This is a genomic window from Xanthomonas campestris pv. badrii (genome assembly GCF_012848175.1).
Classification (GTDB): domain Bacteria; phylum Pseudomonadota; class Gammaproteobacteria; order Xanthomonadales; family Xanthomonadaceae; genus Xanthomonas; species Xanthomonas campestris_C.
This window is the reverse complement of record NZ_CP051651.1, coordinates 238,428-259,779: the sequence shown is the minus strand read 5'-3', so window position 1 is coordinate 259,779 and position 21,352 is coordinate 238,428. Positions and strand designations below refer to the sequence as shown.

18 protein-coding genes, 10 pseudogenes and 1 other annotated feature are annotated in these 21,352 nt (G+C 58.9%); of the genes and pseudogenes, 14 read left to right on the top strand and 14 right to left on the bottom strand.

Annotated features, from left to right (window positions below; translation table 11 throughout):
• The first annotated feature begins 83 nt into the window (after positions 1 to 83).
• Both HG421_RS01145 and HG421_RS01140 read left to right on the top strand, forming a co-directional pair.
• Entirely contained in the window at positions 84 to 758 is a 675-nt protein-coding gene (locus tag HG421_RS01145) for a TetR/AcrR family transcriptional regulator (RefSeq protein WP_168968484.1), read from the top strand.
• Between the two features lie 266 nt (positions 759 to 1,024).
• Positions 1,025 to 1,179: pseudogene (locus HG421_RS01140) on the top strand (IS5/IS1182 family transposase); the annotation flags it as partial.
• 130 nt (positions 1,180 to 1,309) lie between these two features.
• On the opposite strand, the pseudogene HG421_RS21485 reads toward HG421_RS01140, so the two are convergent.
• From HG421_RS21485 to HG421_RS21145, 4 genes and pseudogenes are all read right to left on the bottom strand, one after another.
• Positions 1,310 to 1,699: pseudogene (locus tag HG421_RS21485) on the bottom strand (XVIPCD domain-containing protein); the annotation flags it as partial.
• 381 nt (positions 1,700 to 2,080) lie between these two features.
• Positions 2,081 to 3,130 (bottom strand): annotated as a pseudogene (locus HG421_RS21595) (glycoside hydrolase family protein); the annotation flags it as partial.
• Between the two features lie 1,176 nt (positions 3,131 to 4,306).
• Positions 4,307 to 4,723 carry a SymE family type I addiction module toxin gene (locus HG421_RS01130; protein WP_168968480.1) on the bottom strand — a complete coding sequence of 139 codons (417 nt, stop codon included), beginning with the start codon at positions 4,721 to 4,723 and terminating at the stop codon, positions 4,307 to 4,309.
• Positions 4,720 to 5,007 (bottom strand): hypothetical protein, encoded by a 288-nt coding sequence (locus HG421_RS21145; protein WP_228331760.1) that lies wholly within the window; start codon positions 5,005 to 5,007, stop codon positions 4,720 to 4,722. The genes HG421_RS01130 and HG421_RS21145 overlap by 4 nt, the downstream gene beginning before the upstream one ends.
• Before the next feature lie 432 nt (positions 5,008 to 5,439).
• Between HG421_RS21145 and HG421_RS01120 the strand changes: the two genes are divergently transcribed.
• From HG421_RS01120 to HG421_RS01110, 3 genes are all read left to right on the top strand, one after another.
• A complete protein-coding gene (locus tag HG421_RS01120) occupies positions 5,440 to 6,003 on the top strand; it encodes a hypothetical protein (RefSeq protein WP_047128025.1) in 564 nt (187 codons plus the stop codon).
• Between the two features lie 97 nt (positions 6,004 to 6,100).
• Complete coding sequence (locus tag HG421_RS01115; protein ID WP_168968476.1) at positions 6,101 to 6,763, top strand: hypothetical protein; 663 nt, start codon at positions 6,101 to 6,103, stop codon at positions 6,761 to 6,763.
• Between the two features lie 74 nt (positions 6,764 to 6,837).
• Positions 6,838 to 7,179 carry a hypothetical protein gene (locus tag HG421_RS01110; RefSeq protein ID WP_168968474.1) on the top strand — a complete coding sequence of 114 codons (342 nt, stop codon included), beginning with the start codon at positions 6,838 to 6,840 and terminating at the stop codon, positions 7,177 to 7,179.
• Between the two features lie 817 nt (positions 7,180 to 7,996).
• On the opposite strand, the gene HG421_RS01105 is transcribed toward HG421_RS01110, so the two are convergent.
• Positions 7,997 to 8,935, bottom strand: coding sequence for an XVIPCD domain-containing protein (locus HG421_RS01105; protein WP_168968472.1), 939 nt, complete (start codon positions 8,933 to 8,935; stop codon positions 7,997 to 7,999).
• Positions 8,936 to 8,944: 9 nt separating this feature from the next.
• Positions 8,945 to 9,424 (bottom strand): hypothetical protein, encoded by a 480-nt coding sequence (locus HG421_RS01100; RefSeq protein WP_248279447.1) that lies wholly within the window; start codon positions 9,422 to 9,424, stop codon positions 8,945 to 8,947.
• 333 nt (positions 9,425 to 9,757) lie between these two features.
• Between HG421_RS01100 and HG421_RS01095 the strand changes: the two genes are divergently transcribed.
• Together HG421_RS01095 and HG421_RS01090 are read left to right on the top strand one after the other, a co-directional pair.
• A complete protein-coding gene (locus tag HG421_RS01095; protein WP_248279446.1) occupies positions 9,758 to 10,471 on the top strand; it encodes a transposase in 714 nt (237 codons plus the stop codon).
• Positions 10,472 to 10,498: 27 nt separating this feature from the next.
• Positions 10,499 to 11,170, top strand: a pseudogene (locus HG421_RS01090) (IS4 family transposase); the annotation flags it as partial.
• On the opposite strand, the pseudogene HG421_RS01085 reads toward HG421_RS01090, so the two are convergent.
• Positions 11,163 to 11,591: pseudogene (locus HG421_RS01085) on the bottom strand (transposase); the annotation flags it as partial. The pseudogenes HG421_RS01090 and HG421_RS01085 overlap by 8 nt on opposite strands.
• 255 nt (positions 11,592 to 11,846) lie before the next feature.
• On the opposite strand from HG421_RS01085, the pseudogene HG421_RS21590 reads away from it, so the two are divergent.
• Together HG421_RS21590 and HG421_RS21475 are read left to right on the top strand one after the other, a co-directional pair.
• A pseudogene (locus tag HG421_RS21590) lies at positions 11,847 to 11,942 on the top strand (glycoside hydrolase family protein); the annotation flags it as partial.
• Positions 11,943 to 12,018: 76 nt separating this feature from the next.
• On the top strand, positions 12,019 to 12,171 hold the full coding sequence (locus HG421_RS21475; protein ID WP_323134527.1) for a glycoside hydrolase family protein: 153 nt from the start codon (positions 12,019 to 12,021) through the stop codon (positions 12,169 to 12,171).
• A gap of 140 nt (positions 12,172 to 12,311) precedes the next feature.
• Here HG421_RS21475 and HG421_RS01075 read toward each other — a convergent pair whose 3' ends face one another.
• The gene (locus HG421_RS01075; protein WP_168968466.1) at positions 12,312 to 12,779 is read right to left on the bottom strand and encodes a hypothetical protein; all 468 of its coding nucleotides are present in this window, start codon (positions 12,777 to 12,779) and stop codon (positions 12,312 to 12,314) included.
• A 175-nt stretch (positions 12,780 to 12,954) separates the two neighbouring features.
• Between HG421_RS01075 and HG421_RS01070 the strand changes: the two are divergent.
• A pseudogene (locus tag HG421_RS01070) lies at positions 12,955 to 13,356 on the top strand (transposase); the annotation flags it as partial.
• Positions 13,357 to 13,424: 68 nt separating this feature from the next.
• Positions 13,425 to 14,464: pseudogene (locus HG421_RS01065) on the top strand (IS3 family transposase); the annotation flags it as partial.
• Positions 13,703 to 13,819 (top strand) — a sequence feature (AL1L pseudoknot). It overlaps the preceding pseudogene by 117 nt.
• A 26-nt stretch (positions 14,465 to 14,490) precedes the next feature.
• On the opposite strand, the gene HG421_RS01060 reads toward HG421_RS01065, so the two are convergent.
• The 4 genes and pseudogenes from HG421_RS01060 to HG421_RS01045 form a co-directional block, all read right to left on the bottom strand.
• Positions 14,491 to 15,315 (bottom strand): IS3 family transposase, encoded by an 825-nt coding sequence (locus HG421_RS01060; protein ID WP_168968464.1) that lies wholly within the window; start codon positions 15,313 to 15,315, stop codon positions 14,491 to 14,493.
• Positions 15,315 to 15,620: a DUF1153 domain-containing protein gene (locus HG421_RS01055; protein WP_168968462.1), complete on the bottom strand. Its 306-nt coding sequence runs from the start codon at positions 15,618 to 15,620 to the stop codon at positions 15,315 to 15,317. Before HG421_RS01055 ends, HG421_RS01060 begins: the two co-directional genes overlap by 1 nt.
• Positions 15,621 to 15,671: 51 nt before the next feature.
• Positions 15,672 to 16,118, bottom strand: a pseudogene (locus tag HG421_RS01050) (IS4 family transposase); the annotation flags it as partial.
• A gap of 1,203 nt (positions 16,119 to 17,321) precedes the next feature.
• Positions 17,322 to 18,305, bottom strand: a complete 984-nt coding sequence (locus HG421_RS01045) for an IS5 family transposase (protein ID WP_168968460.1) — start codon at positions 18,303 to 18,305, stop codon at positions 17,322 to 17,324.
• Positions 18,306 to 18,491: 186 nt separating this feature from the next.
• Here HG421_RS01045 and HG421_RS01040 point away from each other — a divergent pair, with 186 nt between their 5' ends.
• A complete protein-coding gene (locus tag HG421_RS01040; protein ID WP_168968458.1) occupies positions 18,492 to 19,034 on the top strand; it encodes an XVIPCD domain-containing protein in 543 nt (180 codons plus the stop codon).
• A gap of 175 nt (positions 19,035 to 19,209) precedes the next feature.
• Here HG421_RS01040 and HG421_RS21140 read toward each other — a convergent pair whose 3' ends face one another.
• Entirely contained in the window at positions 19,210 to 19,491 is a 282-nt protein-coding gene (locus HG421_RS21140) for a 3'-5' exonuclease (protein ID WP_228332300.1), read from the bottom strand.
• 135 nt (positions 19,492 to 19,626) lie between these two features.
• Between HG421_RS21140 and HG421_RS01030 the strand changes: the two genes are divergently transcribed.
• Together HG421_RS01030 and HG421_RS01025 are read left to right on the top strand one after the other, a co-directional pair.
• Positions 19,627 to 19,932 carry a DUF1153 domain-containing protein gene (locus HG421_RS01030; RefSeq protein ID WP_168968456.1) on the top strand — a complete coding sequence of 102 codons (306 nt, stop codon included), beginning with the start codon at positions 19,627 to 19,629 and terminating at the stop codon, positions 19,930 to 19,932.
• Positions 19,932 to 20,756, top strand: a complete 825-nt coding sequence (locus HG421_RS01025; protein WP_168968454.1) for an IS3 family transposase — start codon at positions 19,932 to 19,934, stop codon at positions 20,754 to 20,756. The genes HG421_RS01030 and HG421_RS01025 overlap by 1 nt, the downstream gene beginning before the upstream one ends.
• A 27-nt stretch (positions 20,757 to 20,783) precedes the next feature.
• Here the strand turns inward: HG421_RS01025 and HG421_RS01020 are convergent.
• Positions 20,784 to 21,332: pseudogene (locus HG421_RS01020) on the bottom strand (transposase); the annotation flags it as partial.
• Positions 21,333 to 21,352 lie beyond the last annotated feature (20 nt).

Below are 21,352 nucleotides of genomic sequence, written 5' to 3'. Positions count from 1 at the left end.
TTGCCTCCCTACAAATGGCGCGCCCAAATGGAACGTCATTCCATTATCGTGGAACGGCATTCCATTTGTGTCAAGATGAAGCCATGAGCAAGAACACATCAGGCCGTCGCAAGGAAAGTGCACTGTCACGCGAGCGCATCGTCGCCGAGGCGGTCGCGCTGCTGGACGAAAACGGTGAGTCGGGACTCACCTTTCGCGCGTTGGCTGATCGGCTGGCGACGGGCGCAGGCGCGATCTACTGGCACATAGACAACAAGCGCGATCTACTGACCGCGGCGTGTGATGCGATCATTGCCAGCGCTGTTGATGCGTCAGCTTCAAAATCGACACCTGAGAACAGGGTCCGCAGCATCGCCGGCCGGCTATTCGACGCCATGGATGCACACCCATGGATTGGCGGCGCACTGGCACACTCAGGCAGCGCGCTACCTACGGTCCGCATCTTGGAAGCGCTGGGCCAGCAGGTGCAAGCGCTAGGCGTGCCGCAAGCAAAGCAATGGTCGACTACATCCGCGCTCATGAGCTACATCACCGGGGTTGGCGGAGAGAACGCTGCCCACTCACAGCTGGCACGCGAGCGAGGATTCGATCGAGCCAGCCTACTGACCGAAGTGTCGCAGGCCTGGGCAGCGCTGGATGCCCAGAAGTTCCCTTTTACCCGTCACATCTGCGCGCAATTGCCAAAGCACGATGACCGCGCTGATTTCCTGGCCGGGATCGAACTCCTTCTGCGAGGCATCGGCGCTTCTGACTGGTGAAACCTGCAACTTGGTGACATGTCCCGGGGTAACACCGGCCTGGCGGCCGAAGTCATCAACAATGGCTTGCGCCTGTGGATTCAATGGCATGACCGTTGCTTGGATTAACGGATGTAGATCCATTCAACGCAGTGATGCTCCACCCGCTCCTGCGGTGCATCGGCCTCGCCTCGTGGAAACACTTCCACGCGCATGCCTGGGCGGCTGAAGAAGTCACGCATCCATCGCCCGTCTTCCACCATGTTGCGTTGACGCAACGACCGCCTGGCAAGCATCGCTGGGTCGTCGAGCGCACGCACGCTTGGTTCGCCGGGATGGCAAGCTGCGTATCCGCTTCGAACGCCGCATCGATATCCACTTAGCGTTGCTCTCGCTTGCATGCTCCATCATCTGCTTACGCATGCTTCCTGGGTTTTGTTAGCCGCTCTAAGACAGGGCGGTGCTTTGCTGGAACAACCCAAACGCCGTGGCCCAGAGCGCCGAGATGTCGGGAGGCTCCAATCTTCCCGGGGCTTGACATCCCCCGTCCTGCATAAATCGATACGGTGTTCTCACACCATACGAGGCGGTGTAGTGATTGACTGCTCGCGCTGCTGCTCCTGTTGCTGGGACTGTTGCTGTCCTTGCGCCTCGCTCAGGGACTGCAACTGCGCCAGAGACTGCTCGACCGGCTGTGCGATGGCGTCGTTCGTCTTCATGTGCGCCCTCTTGTGTGCGGGATCGTTCAACGCCCCTTCCACCACGAAGACGTTCTCGCCCGCTCGCACAGATTTGTAGCTCTCGCTGAGCACGACATGATCGATTCGTGACAACCCATTCTCTTTGGCAAGATACGCGCTGCTCGCCGCCAACCGTTCGCTGCTGGCGTCATACTCTCTGCCGAGACCCTGTTCAAGTCGACGAACCGCATCTTCGGCTTGGCGATGAAGCGGATCTTGGGAAAGAGATGCCAGCTGATATCCCCCGCTTTCGTGGATGTGGGCCGCATCTGATTCAATATGCGATGCACTCGCCTCACGCTGAACACGCGCTTGGCCGCGTTCGATGCCCAGGCTTCCTGACTGAAAATCCTGCACCGTTACCGACTGTCCCCGCTCGTTGCCAATCAATAGATCAGCACCTTGAATCCGATAGGTAGTTTGACCATCTGCATTACGAAAAATTCCTTCTGGATCATCCGCTTGCCGGGTGCCACCAGTCAGTCGCTGGCCATTCCAAAATAGCTGCCCATTGCGGTCGGCATCCTGCACTACATCTCCATCGTTAACGATGTAGGTGTCATTGCCGGCCCCACCACGTAGCACGTCATGGCCCGGCCCACCCATCAGGACGTCGTTACCCTGTCCGCCAATCAGCGTGTCATTACCTCCGCCTCCAACCAGCAGATCGCTATTGCTGACCTCTGCGCCGTTTCTCCGGCGGTTCGCATCGATTGTCGAAGCATGATCGGCATCCACGACAACGCGCGCAGAATCTCGCCCCGCATCTACATAGATTGATCCTGCGTTAAATGCCTCATTGCTCAAGCGATCTGCAATTTCAGGATGCTGCTCACGCAGGTCAGAAAGCAGGCGCAAACGCGCTGGATCCAACGACTCCGCAAGGGTTTGCACATTGCCCCGTCTTTCCAGCAAGGTTGCATAGTCCCGATTCGCCTCCGCAATCAAGTTACGTTGACCAGGATTTCCATCAATATCCACACCCCAGCGAGCTTCGTCACGATTGATGCGCTCGCGATGTTGCTGATACATCTGGTAAGTAGACAGCGCCTCGTCGCTTGTGACGTTATTTGGATCGCTGTAAAGGCCAAAGAGTTCTGACTCCAGTATACGACGCTTGCGAAGACCCGCTTCCGCAGCAGCATTACTTCCCCATGCGTTGTAGCGCATTTCAAACCAGGCCTCGGAGCGATCTCCGGCCACTACAGCACCCCGAAATGACTGCATGTTGGCGTTATACGACCCCGCACCACGGTTGTAGACGAGCGACACAAGCGCCGCGCGCTCTTGCGACATTGGCATGTTCAACGCATTGATAGGCCGCTCGTACTCAGGCATGGATGCAGCTAGTAGCTGGTCTCCTTCTGCAGCATTGAGCGTACGATCAAATTGCAGACCCAGCCTTGTGCGGTCCCCAGGGGCTGCAGCATCGATCGCTGCCAATTGTCTGCGCTGTGCATCCGAGAGCTCGATGCCGGACTCAGCCCAGATCGCAGCATTGTTTGAACGATTGAATGTATAACCATAGCCAATCGTGGCCCGACCATCGCCGACATCCTGGGAGCGCGCGTGCAAGCTTTCAGTGAGCTTGACCAGATCACCGGTGAGCGCGTTGTACTGCTCCCGGGTAAGCTCCCGATAGTTAATAGGCATCATTGATCTCCTTATCTAAAACTACATTAAATTAGAGTAATCCCCGATCTGATTGCATATCTCTGCAGGTGGATTACCCACCTTCACGACCCTCCGCTTTCCTTCTGCGGCCTTTTCCTTCGGCGCGACGATACGGTAAACAAGATACAACCCTTGTTGCGTCTCCCAGAGGCCAAACGTGGATATCTCTGAGAAGCGATAACTTGCTCCATCGGGCCGGACTGCCTCAAAGCTACATTCCGCATATGAGCCCCACCCACAACTAGCGTCCAAGCGCTTCAACCCGCCTCGACCGCCAAGGTCAAAGCGATAAGAACGCCCGCTATCATCTTCGGAGACCTGTGGATTGATTTGTAGGGCTTGCGTCGAACCTGCACCTCCCCAACCACGGGACTGATCACAAAGCGAGTCGCCGGATGGAGCGCTCATGTCCGCGCCCGCGGATACCACCGTACATCCTGTGATGAAGAAGAGCGCAAGCGCCACGCAGCCAACAGACTTTATTTTCATGAAAATTCCTTGCGTGCGAATAAATTCATACAGAAATCGACCGTTGGCACAGGCAGCCGCGTCAGGCCTTGGAGCGAGCAGGGCGTTTAAAAATCTGCGCTTTCATTCTCATCCGACATGATGGTTCTCTTTGATCACACCAACCTGGCTCGATCACTTACACCTACGATATTGCCTGACTGACTCGCCGTCAGAAATGACTAGGTGTTCGCACTTCAGGACGTACAAATTATCAGTTCTTTTCCCTGGTGCGAAATCCTCGATTGCGGAGATAGCCCAGGCGTGCGGATTAGTAGAGACAAGCCTGACTGAGACCGGCTTCTCCTGATGCTCGTACCCACGCAACCGGGCCTTCTCGATGTGTATAGGCGAATCCGAATCAGGATTCACAGGCAGCTCGCAGGATTGTGGGCCCAAGTCCCATACCCCATAGAGTTCTGTGGGATATGCAACAGGCTGACGCGTCTTCGCAGCGGACACAGCGCTACAGCCAAGCACGAGAAGTGCTAGTGAAAGTGAAGCAATCGATATGCGAATATCTGGCCCAGCCCCCTGGTTATGTAAGGCCCGAGACTTCGTTTTCCTTCGCGTCGTCATCATGGAGCGCCCTTGGTCGGGACGCTTGGCCTGTTGAACCACGATACTGCCACTGCGACTTCGTTCCAGCTACCGTCGCGCTCTGCGGGATGCGGCCGGCACCTCCACCGGCGGCAGCACCTCCATCAACAACTGCCCTTCGCTGGCGGTGATGCGCAGCTTGGTGCCGATGGCAAAGCCCAGTTGTTCCAGCCATAGGCCGCTGAGGCGGACGTGGGGCACGTGCTGGTCGCCGGCGTGGTCGTGGGCGCCGGGGTAATGGGTGTAGCTGACGGTGCATTGGCGCGGGCGGCGGGCGCGGCGGGGTGCGCGTAGCGTGCCGGGGCCTTGCGGGGAGGCGTCCGGGTCGGGCGGCAGCATCGGTGGCAGCTTGGTGCGGTCGGGTTCCACAACGACCCACTGCACCCGCTTGGGCGGCGTGGGGCGCGCATGCGTGCGGGTGGGCCGTGCGCTGGCAGATGCCGTGGGTGGGCGGCGGCGTGTCATGGCGCCTCCGGGTGGTGGTTGGTGGATGCGGCAACGCGCTGCTGCAACGCCACGGCCTTGCGTACGAACCGGCGGCGCAAGGTGTGCGGCAACACAGCGGGCTGCCAACTCAGCGGATGCGCGAGATGCTCGCTCACCTGCTTAAGAGCTGCGCGTGCGGCGAGCCGGCGCAGCACCTCATGCACATCCCACCGCAGGCGGTGAGCGAAGGTTGGCAACAGATCAACCGGCACAAATGCCGGCATGGATGGTGCGATAGACATGGCAACGCCCTCCTGGAACAACCCAAGAACCGCCGCCAATGGCGACGGGATGTCGGGAGGTTCGAAACCGCACAGAGCCGGCGGGCGTATTCCCCTTGCGGGTGTTGTATTAGCCGCCCTCCCGACGCAGGCATTGCGTCGGCTTGTACCTGCGGGATGCAGGCACAAAAAACCCACCGGTTTGACGGAGGTGGGTACCGCTCTGTGAGGAGTTTCGACGCTCCTTGAACTTAGATTGCAAGTGCAAGGTGGGGCGTGTCAATAGCCACATAAAGCCTTTGCCTGACTCCGCGCCCATAGGGCAAGCCCGCCGCAAATGCTTGGCATCGACCGCCCAGCCAGTGATCCGTATCGCAAAACCGGAGATCCGTTCTCAAGGAGTTGTGCACTGCGACCGATGCAATGGTTTGCTGCTTTCGGTATACCGCGCTCCGCTCCACTTGAAGGAACGACATGTCAATCTTGCGAAGAATTTCGGAATCCATCGTAGGTACCAAGGAGGCAATCAAGGAGAAAGGCGATATCGGGGAGACGGATCTCTGCAAGTGGCTTGGCGACTCTGGCCTGTCTTACGTTGCGGTCTGCCAGGCAAGGGAAAGCTTCGCCCCACTCTTCACCGGTGAGATCAAGCGACCGGATTTCATGGTCCTGCTCGACTCCATCGGACTGATTGCCGTAGATGCCAAAAACTTCGACTTGAAGGAATGGGATGGCTCGCCCTGCTTCACGCTAAGCCTGCAGAAAGAGCTGCTGAAAGCCGTCGCGTTCGAGCGCATGTTCCGTATCCCGCTCTGGTACGCCTACAGAGGCGAGGACAATGACAACGTTTCCTGGTATTGGATCAGCGCGCTCAAGGCCGTTGAAGTGGGAATCAAGCGCGATGGCCGCCATGGTGATTTCCTGACCATCGGCCTTGAGCACTTTGCACATGTGGTCAACCCCGATGACATGGCCAAGCTCTATACACAGCGACTGCCCGGTGTTTCCAGGATCGCGGCCCTTCCGGTCACGAACTGAACGCGAATCGGCATCTGCAGACGTGACGTCAGCTTCCGATCTTGCGTCCGCACTTCCGCCGACTATCGTGGTCTTCACGCTCATTGAGGACGGGTGAATGTTCAAGGATATGATCGCGGCCGGTGGCCCTGGCCTACTCATTCCAATCGTGTTGTTCGCGCTCATCATTTATGCAACGCGCGGCCTGTTCGATCTTCATGGCAGGCGAAGTCAACATCGACGGGAATTCCTTGAGCACTGGGACCCCAAGCGCGCAGATGACGATCTCTGGCTTGAGGTCACCGTTCGCCATCTCTATGGACAACCGCTACCTGCTCATGTCATCCGCACCGCCCTGAGCCACCCACACTGCAGCCAGGCACTGATGGACCTTTCGGAGATCTGGGAGTTCTACCAGTACGACTCAGATACCCAAACGGTTAGCTGGGCTCACACGCGGCACAAGCACGCATATCGCAGATGGTTGAATCACCGCTGGTCCTTGGCGCGCTATTTCCTGCTTGCCTGCCTGGCAATGGTGGCAACCTATGTCGCGACCCTCGTTAACGGGCTCTCGCAATGGATCTACGCAACTGCTGCAGCACTGTGTGGGATTGGTGCGTTCATTAGCTTGTGGCGCTGCGATGCAGAGAAAAAGGCAGCCGATGCCGGCGAGATTTGGATCAAACGCATCAATGATTCCCTCAGGTCGCCCCACGCTACAAATGACCTGACTGCTTGTGAAACCGGCTCCAGTGCTGCGTTAGTAGAAGAAAGCTAATCTCGGACACATAGACACCTTAACCATCAGGAGCCTTCACCGTGCCATCTACAACACCCTATGATCCAGCTCTAGTGCTCGGCAACCTGGTCGACAGGAAACGACACGAAGTGCTCGCGCAGATCGCGGCCATCCAAGCACTAGCTGATTCCGCGGAAGGCATGCTCTACGCGCTCATCGCGACCAAGCGTTCACTGGATATGACTTCGCAAAAGGTTGCCTCAATGGGTATCGATACAACGGAGCTAGACACCGAGCGGGCGCGCCTCGACGTCTTGGTTTCCGAAGCTAGAGAAACCTATGCAAAAGCCAAGGAGAAAGCGGTCAAGGATACTCAAGCTCTGCGTGCAGGCCTAACAGATCCCAGCAGACCCGTAGTCGCCTGTCATACCTCAATCACCAACTGCGCCGGATAGATCCTAGTAGAACGCATACCACGCGAGCTTCGACGTCCGCAGCAGACTCTATTCACCGAACTTTTCAGCAAAATATTAAAGACCAGGTGCTTTTTTCTATGAGAAGCAGCTGGTTAACTCGACCCCGCATAACAGCATCATTGCTACTTCTTGAATTCAAGCTATTGCCGAGAGCGCATTCTCATGTCACCGGAGCAATTGAGACATTACACAAAATTTTATCCAGCAGGTAACAGCACTTTAAGCGACCTACTTACGAAGCGGCGACTAGTTTTGGTCGGGTGATAGAAAGGCTTCTGCGAGATCGCTCATGTCATGTGTACCGCTCCTGCCGGCCTAGGACCGCGTGGTGGCGAAGAAGTATCCCAAAGCTACGATCCCGCCCCAAAAAGCCAATGCGACCCCACACAATTGCCATGTTTGTTGAGGGAACTTGCCACTTTTCCAACGGATTACTAAGCCGCGAGTAATCAACCCAAGCACCATTAACAGCGCGAGAAGTAACCCTACCGCCCATAGCACCAGAACACCCAGGCAGCCGTCACTGTGGCAGTTGGTAGCGAATAAAGAACCCCAACCCGTAGGGGCGGCCACAAGCACAAGCCCCAAAACCAACACTGCCTTGACAACGCGCCCCATAGTCCAGCCTCGTAACTCGAAATTATCCATGGAAGCAGCGCAACCACGACGTCTTCTTCCTGATACTCAAAGCAAGGACCTGCTGCTTCGCCGGCGTCAAGCTGACTTATCGGCTAAGCACCTTGACCCAGCCATTCCCTCACCAACCGGCTCCCTTTCCCAGCCAAACCAACGGCGGTCAACCCATCTGCATCGGCGCCCGACTTTGCTCAAGTGGGGGTTCCTGCTGTGCTGCCAACGCACGTTCTTGTTGGGTGTTAGAGATTTGCTCGACCTTTGCGAATGACTGCTCGACAGGTGTTTTTGCTGCCTCTTCGGCTTTTATCGATGCTCTGATGTGAGCAGGGTTTTCCAACTCGCCTTGCACAACAAATAGGCGCTGGCCGGCTCCATCGCCGGGAGCGTTTCCGAGGACCACGTGGTCTACGCGGCTCAGTCCACCCTCCTTCGCGGTTGCCAGCAAACTAACGGAAATCTTCTCGCTAGTGGCATCGTAGGCCCTGCCATGTTGCTGATCGATGCCTGCAACCTGTTCCCGAATCGTGTTGAGCATCTCACGGTCCTTGTCTGGCAACTGCGCATCACTGATCACGCGCTGCAGGAGTGTCCGCTCCGGCATCGGGTTGTATTGCTCAGTGTTCAATTCGCTGCCGGGAACAGGGTCTTTGATACTACGGATGTACTCAACGTTGCTGAGCGGTTTCAGGCCACCCTCGAAGTCCTTGTCCTGTATAAACTTCAGGTCGGTACGATGCAGGCCGGCGTAGTTGACAGCGCCCCACGTGTAATCGATGCAACTGTTCATTGCGCCGTGATACTGCGTATTGAAGCCGTGTTCGCCGGGCTTTGCACCAAACTCCATTAATTTTTCGTATTGATCCTTGCTGATCTCCATCGTGCTTTGATAGAAAGGCTTTTGGTATTGATCGGCGTCATCGTTGTAGACCTTTCCAGGCCCTGACAGCACGCCGTGCTCGATGGGCGCAAACCCGAAGCTGGTTTGTTCCTTCCCGTGCGTGACTGTGTAATACATGTGCCCTGCCGCTGATGTTCCACCGTCAAGAAGCGGTGTCCCCGGCGCGGCAACGTAGAGGGTGACAGCGTATTTATCGTCCATGAGGTGTTCCTACTTTGATTTGTGCCGGTAAGCGACCAGCAACTCGGATTCGATCGATGCCAACTGCGGCGGCTGGCCAAGCAGCCTGATCCTCAGCTGATACCTGCCAGGCTGAATTCCTTGCGCCCATGCGAAGGCGAGCTGCGTATAGCGACGCTCTGGATATTCCAGACCCGCAGATTGAAGGGACGAGCCATCCACCTCGTCCAGCCAGACGCCTGGAACACGCCCGTCTGCACTCACGGCGACGGTCCGAGCGGGAACGCCTGCCTGCGATTCAACGCGCACCAATGGCGTGTTGATTGCGCCGCTTGGTTCAAGCCGTTTCAGAACAAGCTCAGCGTGCAGGCCGGATCTGCGGAGCGCTTGAGCAGCTTCAAGTGACTTTAGAGCATCCTCGTCACCGACGCGGATACCCAGGAACAGTGTGCCAGTCGCGCTCTTGCCAGGAGGCTGCACGTTGAATTCGACCACCATTGGACTGGTCATCGCCGCCAACTGCAGCGGTCGTACGATGGGAACCTGTCCATCCGCCGCAACGCGCGTTGCCACGTCCTGCGTCTGGGTTGTCTGTGCCTGGCAACCTGTTAGCACCAAGATGCCTAAGCAGGCCAGAACCCATAGCAGTAGTTGCCCATATCGTTGCATGTGCATCCCTTCACGTTAAGCAAGACTAGCAAGCCGCGCGTCTATGGCCCTGCTTATTTATACACCGCTAGCAGCGGTCAGGTTAACTTGCTATGCAAATTCCGGGCTGCGGCCTCACGCTTCGGGAGGGTGTCCTCGCTATCAACACCAATGCCTTGCTTCGAGTCTTGCCAGGTGGCCAGACTTCCGCGTATCGACCTTCCGCGTATCGACCTTCCGGGCATCCCGCAGCACATCGTGCAGCGCGGGAACAACCGGTTGCCCTGCTTTCTGGATGATGGCGATCGATTGCGCTATCTGCACCTGCTGCATGAGGCCCTGCACGCCACAGGCTGTCAGCTGCATGCGTTCGTATTGATGGACAACCATGTGCACTTGCTAGTCGCGCCACCTGATGCGGGACGGATCGGACAATTGATGCAGCGGCTTGGACGAAACTACGTCGCATTGTTGAATGGCCGCCACGGGCGCACTGGTACGCTATGGGAGGGGCGGTATAAAGCGTGTCTTGTGGACAGTGCGGACTACGTCCTTCGCTGCTATCGCTACATTGAGCTCAATCCGGTGCGTGCTCGCCTGACAGACAACCCGGCAGCGTATCGTTGGTCCAGCTGCCCAGCCAACCTAGGCCAGCGCAAGCACTCCGCACTGACACCACATCCCTGTTGGCTTGCGCTTGGCAGCGACCCGATCGAGCGATCCAACGCCTACCGTGCTCTGCTCGATGAAGCCCTCTCCGACGAACTGCTTACCAGCATTCGTCTTCATCTGCAGCAGCAGCGAGCCCTGGGCCACGACACCTTCCGCGCAATGGTCGAAGCCAAGACCAACCGCTTTGCAGGCGTCAGGCCAGCTCATCGGCCACGCAAACCGAACACCCCCAACTGATAAGTTAACCTGACCCTGAGGTATCCCCTGCGCGGTCTCACCCAGGTCAAACCGCAAGACGTTCCCGATGATGCAACGCAATGGATCGATAGCCGACGCCTGCATGCGCTGGCGTCCAACCGTGCACACGAATTGCCACCGATGCAGGCCAATCGCAGCGATCCGCTCGATTGCCGCCTGGTGCTCTACGCCAAGACACCGCAGGGACGGCAGCAACGCAATCGACGCTCACCGGCCAAGGTTTCGCGCGCCTCATCGAGTTTGAAAGCAGCAGCGCGTGAGCGCGAGCCATGGCTGATCGTTGCCTCCCCGCAGTTACACGCACCCAGCGCGAAGCAATTGATCAACCTGTATGCACGACGGATGCAGATCGAGCTGGCATTTCGGGATCTGAAGTCGCATCGCTACGGCCACGCGATGGAAGACAGCCTGACCCGTCGAGGCGAGCGGCTGCAGATCCTGTTGTTGCTCAACACGCTGGCCACCTTTGCCAGCTGGCTGGCAGGACTGGGCTGCGAAGCCACCGGTATCGCCCAGTGGCTATCGCCACGCAGCAGCACACGCAAGCTCTACTCGACACTACGCATCGGCCGCGAGGCGCTGGTCAGGCGCTGGCCGATGGAGCCTGTCTCACGCTGGCTGGAACGCTTGCGCACATTGCCTGACGCAGTGCGCGCGCAGATGACGCTGGTGCTTTAAAAACGTGGGGATACCTAAGAACCTGACCCCGTTCTTTGCACATCCCAGCTTCGCCCAGGCGCTGACGCCAGCGCGTCAGCGAACTGGCATCGCATGGCAGACGCGTCTGGAACACCACCTCACCGGTGAAGAACTGCCAGTACGGATTCTCCAGCCAGCGCTCGCACACCGCTTCGTCGGACAGGTCATAGGCGTGCTTGAGGTACAGCAAACCGGTCATCAAGCGCACCGGCAAGGCCGGACGCCCACCTCCGGCGGGCGTGGCCGGCAAGTGCGAGCAAAGCGCCTGCTCCAACGCGGCCCACGGCATCCGTTGACTCAACTGCGCCAGCGGATGGCGCAGATCGATCTGGTTCTCCAGGCGCGAACGAAACAACTCCTCGGCGGGGGTGTCTTCGGCAGCAGGGCGGCGTGTACGCATGGACGGAAATTGCAGGAAATCAGCCCACAGCGTAGCGAAAACTGGTAGTTCCGGCACGCCTGCGCGGCCGGTAACGCCTTACTGTGACTGGAATGGTGTGGATTTTCAGGGACGACTCTTTATCCGTATCCGCATCCGCAAGGCCAAGGCATCGTCCGCAACCGGCGCAGCTGTCGGCGGCGGTTCCACTGGCATCGAGCCGCGCAAGCAGGTCCGTTGAGCGAATCCGTCCGCATCGCAACCCCGCTCACCAAGGTGAGTGAGGGCTTGCGCCTCCAGGCCCATGTGTGCCCGGCCGGCAAGCTGACCATCGGTTGGGGCCACACCGGCACCGACGTGAGGCCCGGAATGACAATCACCTTGGAGCGCGCCGAGCAGCTCCTGGAAGCCGACTTGAAGCTCGCCCTGGCCGCAAGTAAGGAGGCACGTGCGCGTGCCCCTGACTGCCCACCAGGAGGCCGCTCTTGTGGACTTTGTGTTCAACCTGGGCGCGGAGCGTCTGCGCACTTCGACACTGCTGCGTCTGCTGAACTCCGGAAACTACGCGGCAGTATCCGCACAACTGCGCCGCTGGATGTAGGGCGAGATCGATGGCAAGAGCAAAATGCTGCCCGGATTGATCACCCGCCGTGCTGCAGACGTTGCCCTCTAGGAGACTAAAGAAAACACCCACCCCCGATAGGGGTGGGTGTCGTCCAGCAACGTTAAGCGGCTTCAGGATTAAAACGGATGCGTTGGTACGCCTTCGTCCTTTCCGCTGCTGTGGAACTGGTAGTCGCGCAGAACCCAACCTGCGGCGTTTGAGCCGGAGACCCATTCGTATGTCCAGCTCTCATAAGAGCCTTCCGGGTAGTCGTTTCGATACGTGCGCTTTTCTCCGGGGATACCACTCGACGGCAGATCGACAGGCGGGTCACCCAAGCCCTGCGTGGTAACCAAGCCAGACGCCTTGACGGTCCGAACGACTGTCACTTTACGGAGCGACATGACCGGCGCGTAACCCGGGGAGACCTTTTTAATCCATGCTGAAATTTGATCCAGATCGCCGCCACTCTCGTAGGTGCGCGTCGTCGTGACGACAGAACTCACGTTACCCGGATTGCCGGCTTCTTTGGCATACAAACTTCCACTTCCCAATGTCCCAAGCACTAATGCAAGGGCCAAGGCAGTTTTATGCATCGCCTTCATGCTTCACTCCATTGTCGAAAAGTGCAGACTTCGTGCCTGCCCGGACATCCTAGCAGCACTACAGGCAGTCAAATCATAATTATTCCTGATTAGCCTCCTCCCTCAGCCGGTAGTTGCAGGATCTGCGACGCTGCGGTTGGACAATGGCCCCAGCTGAAGGCAAGGGAGGTGGAAGATGGGCATCAACATCGTGCAGTTTCAACCTGGATTGTCGCTGAGCGAGTTCGTGGATCGCTACGGAACCGAAGCCAAGTGTTACCGGGCGTTGTATCGGTGGCGCTGGCCGAAGGGATTTCGCTGCCCGCAGTGCGACGGGCGCGCGCGTTCGCGCTTTCGACGCCACGGGCATGTGTACTACCAGTGCCGGGCGTGCCGCCATCAAACCACCTTGCGTGTCGGCACGCTGTTTCAGTCCAGCAAGCTGCCCTTGCGCCTGTGGCTGCAGGCGATCTACCTGCTGACATCCAGCAAGACCAACCTGGCGGCTCTGGAGTTGAAGCGGCATCTTGGAGTGAACTACAAGGCGGCCTGGCGCATGAAGCACAAGATCATGCATGCGATGGTCGAGCGCGAAGAACTGAACCGCCCCGGGAACTGAACCGCCCCGGGAACCCCGGATGCTCCATTACTTGAGAAGATGGAGCCATGAGCAGAGCAAGCAAGTTTTCCCCAGAGGTCCGGGAGCGATCGGTGAAGATGGTGCTGGAGCACCAGAGCGAGTACGCGTCGCAGTGGTCGGCGATTGTGTCGGTGTCGGCCAAGGTGGGCTGTACGGCCGAGACGTTGCGCGGCTGGATCCGGCAGTACGAGCGTGATGCCGGCAAGCGCGAGGGCGTGACGACAGCAGAGAAGGAGCGCATCAGGTTGCTTGAGCGCGAGGTGTGCGAGCTGCGCCAGGCCAACGAGATCCTGCGCAAGGCGTCGGCGTATTTTGCCCAGGCGGAGCTCGACCGCCCCTTCAAGAGGTGAAGCGCTTCATCGACGACCATCGCGACGTTCACGGGGTCGAGCCGATCTGCAAGGTGTTGCCGATCGCCCCGTCGACGTATTACGCGCACGCAGCCCGAAAGTCCGATCCTGAATTGCGCTCGGCAAGGGCCAAGACGGACGAGGCGTTGATGCCTGAAATCAGGCGTGTGTGGGACGAGAACTTCCAGGTCTATGGCGTACGTAAGCTCTGGCGGCAGATGCGGCGGGAGAAGTTCGCTGTTGCGCGCTGCACCGTGCAGCGTCTGATGAAGCGTCTGGGCCTGCGCGGGGTCATCCGCGGCAAGGCGGTGCGCACGACGGTGAGCGATGCGAAGGCGCCGTGCCCGCTCGATCAGGTCAACAGGCAGTTCACCTCGGATCGGCCAAACGCGTTGTGGGTCTCGGACTTCACCTATGTGTCGACGTGGCAAGGCTGGATCTACGTGGCCTTCGTCATCGACGTGTTCGCACGCCGGATCGTGGGCTGGAAGGCATCGCCGTCGATGCAGACCGACCTGGTGCTCGATGCGCTCGAGCAGGCGCTGCATGCGAGGAAGCCGGTCGGACCGGATCGTTTGATCCACCACAGCGACCGGGGCGTGCAGTACGTCTCGATCCGCTACACCGAGCGGCTCGCCGAGGCCGGCCTGGAGCCCTCGGTGGGCAGTGTGGGCGACTCGTACGACAACGCACTGGCTGAGACCATCAACGGCCTGTAATGACTCACCGGTTTCTGCACAGGTCAGGTGGTTAGTGTAGCGGCATAGGCTTGGTCAGGCGTCATCGTGTTCAGTGCCTGATGCGGGCGCTGCCGGTTGTAGAACCCAATCCAGTCGCTGATGACGCGCAAGGCGTGGGCCAGGCTCTCGAACCGGTGCCGATGGACGCACTGTTCCTTGAGCGTGCGTATGACGCGCTCGACCATCCCGTTCTGCTGGGGACAGTGTGGCGTGATGAACTCCTGCTTCATGCCGTAGCCAGCGACCAGGCGGGTGTAGTCGCGGCTGGTGAAGACCAGGCCATTGTCCGAGCGCAGCAGGAACGGCTCCTTGACCTTGCCCAGCGTGCCGAAGCGGGTGATCAGTGCTTGCTCCAAGGCCGCCACGGCGGTGCTGGCCCTGCCCGTGCGCGAGAGCTGCCAGCCCAGCAATTGCCGGGTATGGCAATCGATCACCAGGGCCAGGCTCAGCCAGCCGTCCTTACCGCCCCAGATCCGACACAGGTCGGTGGCCCAGCGTTGGTTCGGTGCGCTGGCCACCGAGGGCAAGGCCTCGATCCGCGGTCGCTTGCCCACGGCCCGCTTGCGCACCTGCCAGCCCTTGATCTGAAAGATCCGCTGCACCGTGTTCTTGTTCATCCGCAGTAGCCCAGCCACCGTCCGATACCCGAACGACGGCTCGGCCTCGATCATGGCCTTGATCGGTTCGGCCAGCTCTGGCTTCACCTTCGGCGCTGCCTTGCGCGGCGTGTAGTACACGCTGCGCCGTGGTACACCGAACCAGCGGCACAGCTTGACCATCGAGACGTCGAACCCGTCCTCCTTCAGGCCCTGCTGGATCGAGGCCATCAGCTCTCGTCCTTGCCCAGCAGGGCTGCCAATTTTTTTCGGGCACGCAGTTCCAGCATGGCTTCCTGCAGCTCCTTGAGCTGGCGTTCGTACTGCTCGCGCACGTCTTCGGGCTTGGCCCGCAGCGCGTTCTCCAGGCCGCGCTTACCTTCCTCGACCCAGCCTTCGATCTCATTGGGCGTCAGGTCGAACTGCCGGCTGGCCAAGGCCACCGTCGTCTTCCCCTGGATGATCTCCAGCACCAGCGCCGACTTGCGCCGGGCCGTCCATCGCTTGATCTGTTCTTCGTCCATTACTGCACTCATCGATGTCTCCTCTGAAGGCTAACACCTGAGCAGATTTTCAGTGGGTCATTACATCAGTGCGCGCAGTTGCTGCAAAAAACGCTTCTCTGCCCCGGGCGAGCCTTGCTCTTTTCCCGGGAAAACCATGTCCAACAAGGTGAGCGTGCGCCCACCGACCGGAACGGCGGCGCGCAGCAGGCACCACGATTTGTCCGGCTTCAGGTCGCTCCAATCGATCAGGATCACCGGCTGCGCCCCGCGCAACAGCCAATGCGCCATGTCCCGCTCGATCACCGATCGCTCGGCATACAAGGTGCGATTGCACAGCAGGCGGTCACATGCCTTGAGGGGCGCACGTACGCGCGTCGCCCCAGGCCACGCGCGTGCGATGTCGATCAGCGTCAGCCTGCCTCCATGCACCAGCGCTTCAACCGCGCGCAGCAAGCTGCGTTGACGTAATGCATGCATCCCGGAGAGTGAGTTGGACAGGCACTTCTGCAATACTTCGCTGGCGCGCATGGTTGGCACTCTTCTCTGGCTTAGTCACCTTGAAGCGTGCCCCATGCGCGCACCTTCTTCCACATCTGGCGCACCAAGTGCTTGATCTCGCGGGAAGAAATGTGGGGATACCTCAGAACCTGACCCCGTTAGCTAACCCCGTTAGCTACCCATAGCGTGCCGGAAGCCTCGGGTTGGGTTCACTATAGTTAGCCTGACTTCTTGGGCTAGGTGGATGCGTAGAATGGGCCGGGCTGCTGCTATTCTCACTCCGCAGAACGTATTTATGAGTCGAAACTTCTTCATTGAATCACTTATATGGCCGCTGTCAACACGTTCTGATTTACCAAGGAATAGCGTTAGTTGCTGCCAGTGCTGCTGATAAATCCTTAACGTCATTTCACCAACAATGCACACTTGAATTGGATCCACGACATGTAACGTAAGCTATGACAAATTCAAATTTGTTGATGATGGCCGTGCTGGCTGTATCAACCACCGCATGTGCGGAGAACAACTTACCGGCTCAATACTCCCAGTCGTCATTGTCTCCTCTAACGGTTCGTAGGCAGGACACTGAGAATGTGCAGATAGATTTCAAGGTGCCACTGGAGAGCCAGTATTACGTTGCGGGTGCTGACTATGAGGTGGGGAATGGCTCCTTGTCAGTGAGGATTCTTCGGTGCTCCATCCACGAGCAATGCAAGGCGATGGTCAACTTGATGCCGGGGCTTTCACCTTCTGTGGGAAGGGTGGTCATTCCATTCACGGGAAATCGCGTGCGCATTGTGCACGGTGACGGTATCCAGTCGTTCGACATCTAAAGGAGTGGGAGATGGCTGACCGGATCGTGCTAGGAGTGCACAGCTGGATTGATCCAAACACGCAGGCGAATGGGACTGCGTTCGATAAGTTCACTGATGGTCATGCTTGGCTGACTGTTTCGCGAAACGGAGAAGTAAGTTATTACGGATTATGGCCGGATAGTCACCCAGACATTGTTCGGCGAGGGCAGAGCGATCCCAAAGCCACTGATATACGAGAAGGAAGGGAGGCCGGCTCTGATGCGACAGCCAGTCGCTACTACGCCCTTACTCCTGGACAAGCTAAGGAAACTCTGATCAACACCACCAGCAGACATGAAAAGCCGTCCAGGGCCGCGTGTTTTGCGTTCAAACCCTCGATTTTTGCCGTTTTCGGCGCATTTTCTGCCAGTTTCCCAAACTACGGGCGCACGTCGACCACGGCAGGTAATAAATGCTTACGCTTCAGCCACAGATTCGACAGCGCAAACAGCGTCAGCACCTGCGCGGTGTTCTTCGCCAAACCGCGATAGCGCACCTTGACGTAGCCGAACTGGCGTTTGATCACCCGAAACGGATGCTCCACCTTCGCCCGCAGGCTGGCCTTGGTGTACTCCCTACGCTTGGCTCGCTTCAATTCACGTTTGTTCTTGATCTGCTTCAGCTTCGAGCGCTTCTCCGCGATCAGGTAGCGCAGCTTGCGCTTGCCCTTCATCTCATCGCGCTTCTCAAGCCCGGTGTAGCCGCTGTCCCCGCACACCGTGGCTTCCTTGCCGTGCAGCAGCTTGTGCGCTTGCGTGATATCGGCCACGTTGGCCGCCGTGCATTCGACGTGGTGCACCAGCCCGGAGTCGTCGTCCACCCCGATGTGCGCCTTCATCCCGAAGTAATACTGGTTGCCCTTCTTGGTCTGATGCATCTCCGGGTCGCGCTCGCCCTGCTTGTTCTTGGTCGAGCTGGGCGCAGCGATGATCGTGGCATCCACGATCGTCCCGCCGCGCAAGCTTTGCCCCTTGCGCGACAGGTGCGCGTTGACCCGATCGAACAGCTTGCGCGCCAGATCGTGCTGCTCCAACAGATGGCGGAAGTTGAGAATCGTCGTCTCGTCCGGCACCTCATCCAGCCCGCCGATCTTGGCGAAACGGCGCATCGACACCGTGTCGTACAGGGCTTCTTCCGCTGATGGATCGCTCAGCGCATACCACTGCTGCAAAAAGTGGATGCGCAGCATCGTTTCCAACCGATACGGCTGGCGCCCCGGCTGCCCGGACTTCGGGTAGTGCGGCTCGATCAGCGCCAGCAAGGCCTTCCACGGCACCACTTGATCCATCTCGGCCAAGAACACCTCGCGCCGTGTGCGCTTGCGCTTGCCGTTGTACTCCGCATCGCCGAAGGTCAGTTGCATCGAAATCGTCTACTCGGGTCCTTGATCGATTGTCGCAGATCAGGATGGATTGTTCAGAGTTTCCCTAAAGAGCTTGAGATAGCGCTCCAGCAAAACGTGACGTGGGGTCCAACGACAACCTGCGCAGGCTGGGCTAGCGATACCGTCACCAGCGTTACTGGGAATAGACTGGACGCTACTGAGTTTTTGTCGATCGAGACGCCAAGAGAGTTGGTCAAAACCATTCGCCAGCTGGAAGCTGAGCAGCCGACAGCGCCGGACAATGCACTGCCTGCGGCGGAGAAAGAGCCAGGCTCGTTAGATTCCCTTAAGCCGCAGAACCTGCGTGAGAAAGCCTCCGATTGGTACGAATCCATCCAGAAGAGCGCTGAGGGAGCGGTTCGCCGCTTGGAAGAAGGACTTGGCAGGAAGTACGACGACAACAGCGAGCGATTGGCCTATGGCGCTGCAGTAGTGGCGGCAAATCACAACTTGCAGCGCGTGGATCATGTCTTGCTGAACGAGGCGACCAGCTCGGCAGCACGAGGTGAGCGATTTTTTGTGGTCCAAGGTGACTTGAACAATCCCGTGCATCTTCGAGCGCATGGAAGCATGCATGAGGTGCTGAATACACCAGTGGAGCAGCACGCAGCTCGTCTACGGGAAATTGGTGAAGCACAGGTCCAGCAATCTCAAAGTGCGACCGTGGAGCACGAGCGCGACCATCAACAACAGCGGGGCATGGTGTGAACTGACGGGGTCGAGTTGACGGGAGCAGTTTCATTTATTTGGTATGGATCAGCGTCTTATCGTGCGCGTTAGCGGGCATCATGGTCAGACAACCAGCACAATGATCTTTGCTCAGGGGGGGCACACTACGCAAGTAGCATTCCAGGTCAAGCGCCCTCCAAGTCTCGTCGAGATCTCACGCTGCGAGTCTGGCCCGTATCTGATCTACGGCCTGTCCAATCCGCTCGGTTAGTACTGTCTCGGAATGATGAAGCATTGTCAGCGAGCCGAGAGCTCGAGTCATTGCAACATACAGCAGTTTGGCCTCCTGCCTCATTTCCTCACTGTCGGCTTGTAAGCGTTGCCCAATCTCGCAGATGCCGGGAATGAACACTGACTCGAATTCCAGGCCCTTGCTGGAGTGCATTGTCAGCACCTTAACTGTAGGCTCGCCGTCGAATAGGTGTCGCTTGTTGATTTCTTCCGCTAATACAACTGGAAGTTCTGCAGTCCGGAGCCGCGAGGCTATATGCGTGGCTAGCGCTTTATTACGGCAAAGATGTAATGACCCACTGAAAATCTGCTCAGGTGTTAGCCTTCAGAGGAGACATCGATGAGTGCAGTGATGGACGAAGAACAGGTCAAGCGCTGGACGGCCCGGCGCAAGTCGGCGCTGGTGCTGGAGATCATCCAGGGGAAGACGACGGTGGCCTTGGCCAGCCGGCAGTTCGACCTGACGCCCAATGAGATCGAAGGCTGGGTCGAGGAAGGTAAGCGCGGCCTGGAGAACGCGCTGCGGGCCAAGCCCGAAGACGTGCGCGAGCAGTACGAACGCCAGCTCAAGGAGCTGCAGGAAGCCATGCTGGAACTGCGTGCCCGAAAAAAATTGGCAGCCCTGCTGGGCAAGGACGAGAGCTGATGGCCTCGATCCAGCAGGGCCTGAAGGAGGACGGGTTCGACGTCTCGATGGTCAAGCTGTGCCGCTGGTTCGGTGTACCACGGCGCAGCGTGTACTACACGCCGCGCAAGGCAGCGCCGAAGGTGAAGCCAGAGCTGGCCGAACCGATCAAGGCCATGATCGAGGCCGAGCCGTCGTTCGGGTATCGGACGGTGGCTGGGCTACTGCGGATGAACAAGAACACGGTGCAGCGGATCTTTCAGATCAAGGGCTGGCAGGTGCGCAAGCGGGCCGTGGGCAAGCGACCGCGGATCGAGGCCTTGCCCTCGGTGGCCAGCGCACCGAACCAACGCTGGGCCACCGACCTGTGTCGGATCTGGGGCGGTAAGGACGGCTGGCTGAGCCTGGCCCTGGTGATCGATTGCCATACCCGGCAATTGCTGGGCTGGCAGCTCTCGCGCACGGGCAGGGCCAGCACCGCCGTGGCGGCCTTGGAGCAAGCACTGATCACCCGCTTCGGCACGCTGGGCAAGGTCAAGGAGCCGTTCCTGCTGCGCTCGGACAATGGCCTGGTCTTCACCAGCCGCGACTACACCCGCCTGGTCGCTGGCTACGGCATGAAGCAGGAGTTCATCACGCCACACTGTCCCCAGCAGAACGGGATGGTCGAGCGCGTCATACGCACGCTCAAGGAACAGTGCGTCCATCGGCACCGGTTCGAGAGCCTGGCCCACGCCTTGCGCGTCATCAGCGACTGGATTGGGTTCTACAACCGGCAGCGCCCGCATCAGGCACTGAACATGATGACGCCTGACCAAGCCTATGCCGCTACATTAACCACCTGACCTGTGCAGAAACCGGTGGGTCATTACAGCCAGCAGCACCAGCTTCTTGCGTGCCACCTCCAGCAGACGGCTATCGGTCGGATAGGCGATTGCCTTTTCCTGCACCGTGGTATCCACGATCAGCCGCGACAGCTCGCGTGCATCCACCGCCCTCATCGCGTGCGCCGCATTGATCGTGTGCGCCAGGACCTCTTCCATCCCAGCTTCGCCCAGGCGCTGACGCCAGCGCGTCAGCGAACTGGCATCGCATGGCAGACGCGTCTGGAACACCACCTCACCGGTGAAGAACTGCCAGTACGGATTCTCCAGCCAGCGCTCGCACACCGCTTCGTCGGACAGGTCATAGGCGTGCTTGAGGTACAGCAAACCGGTCATCAAGCGCACCGGCAAGGCCGGACGCCCACCTCCGGCGGGCGTGGCCGGCAAGTGCGAGCAAAGCGCCTGCTCCAACGCGGCCCACGGCATCCGTTGACTCAACTGCGCCAGCGGATGGCGTAGATCGATCTGGTTCTCCAGGCGCGAACGAAACAACTCCTCGGCGGGGGTGTCTTCGGCAGCAGGGCAGCGTGTACGCATGGACGGAAATTGCAAGAAAT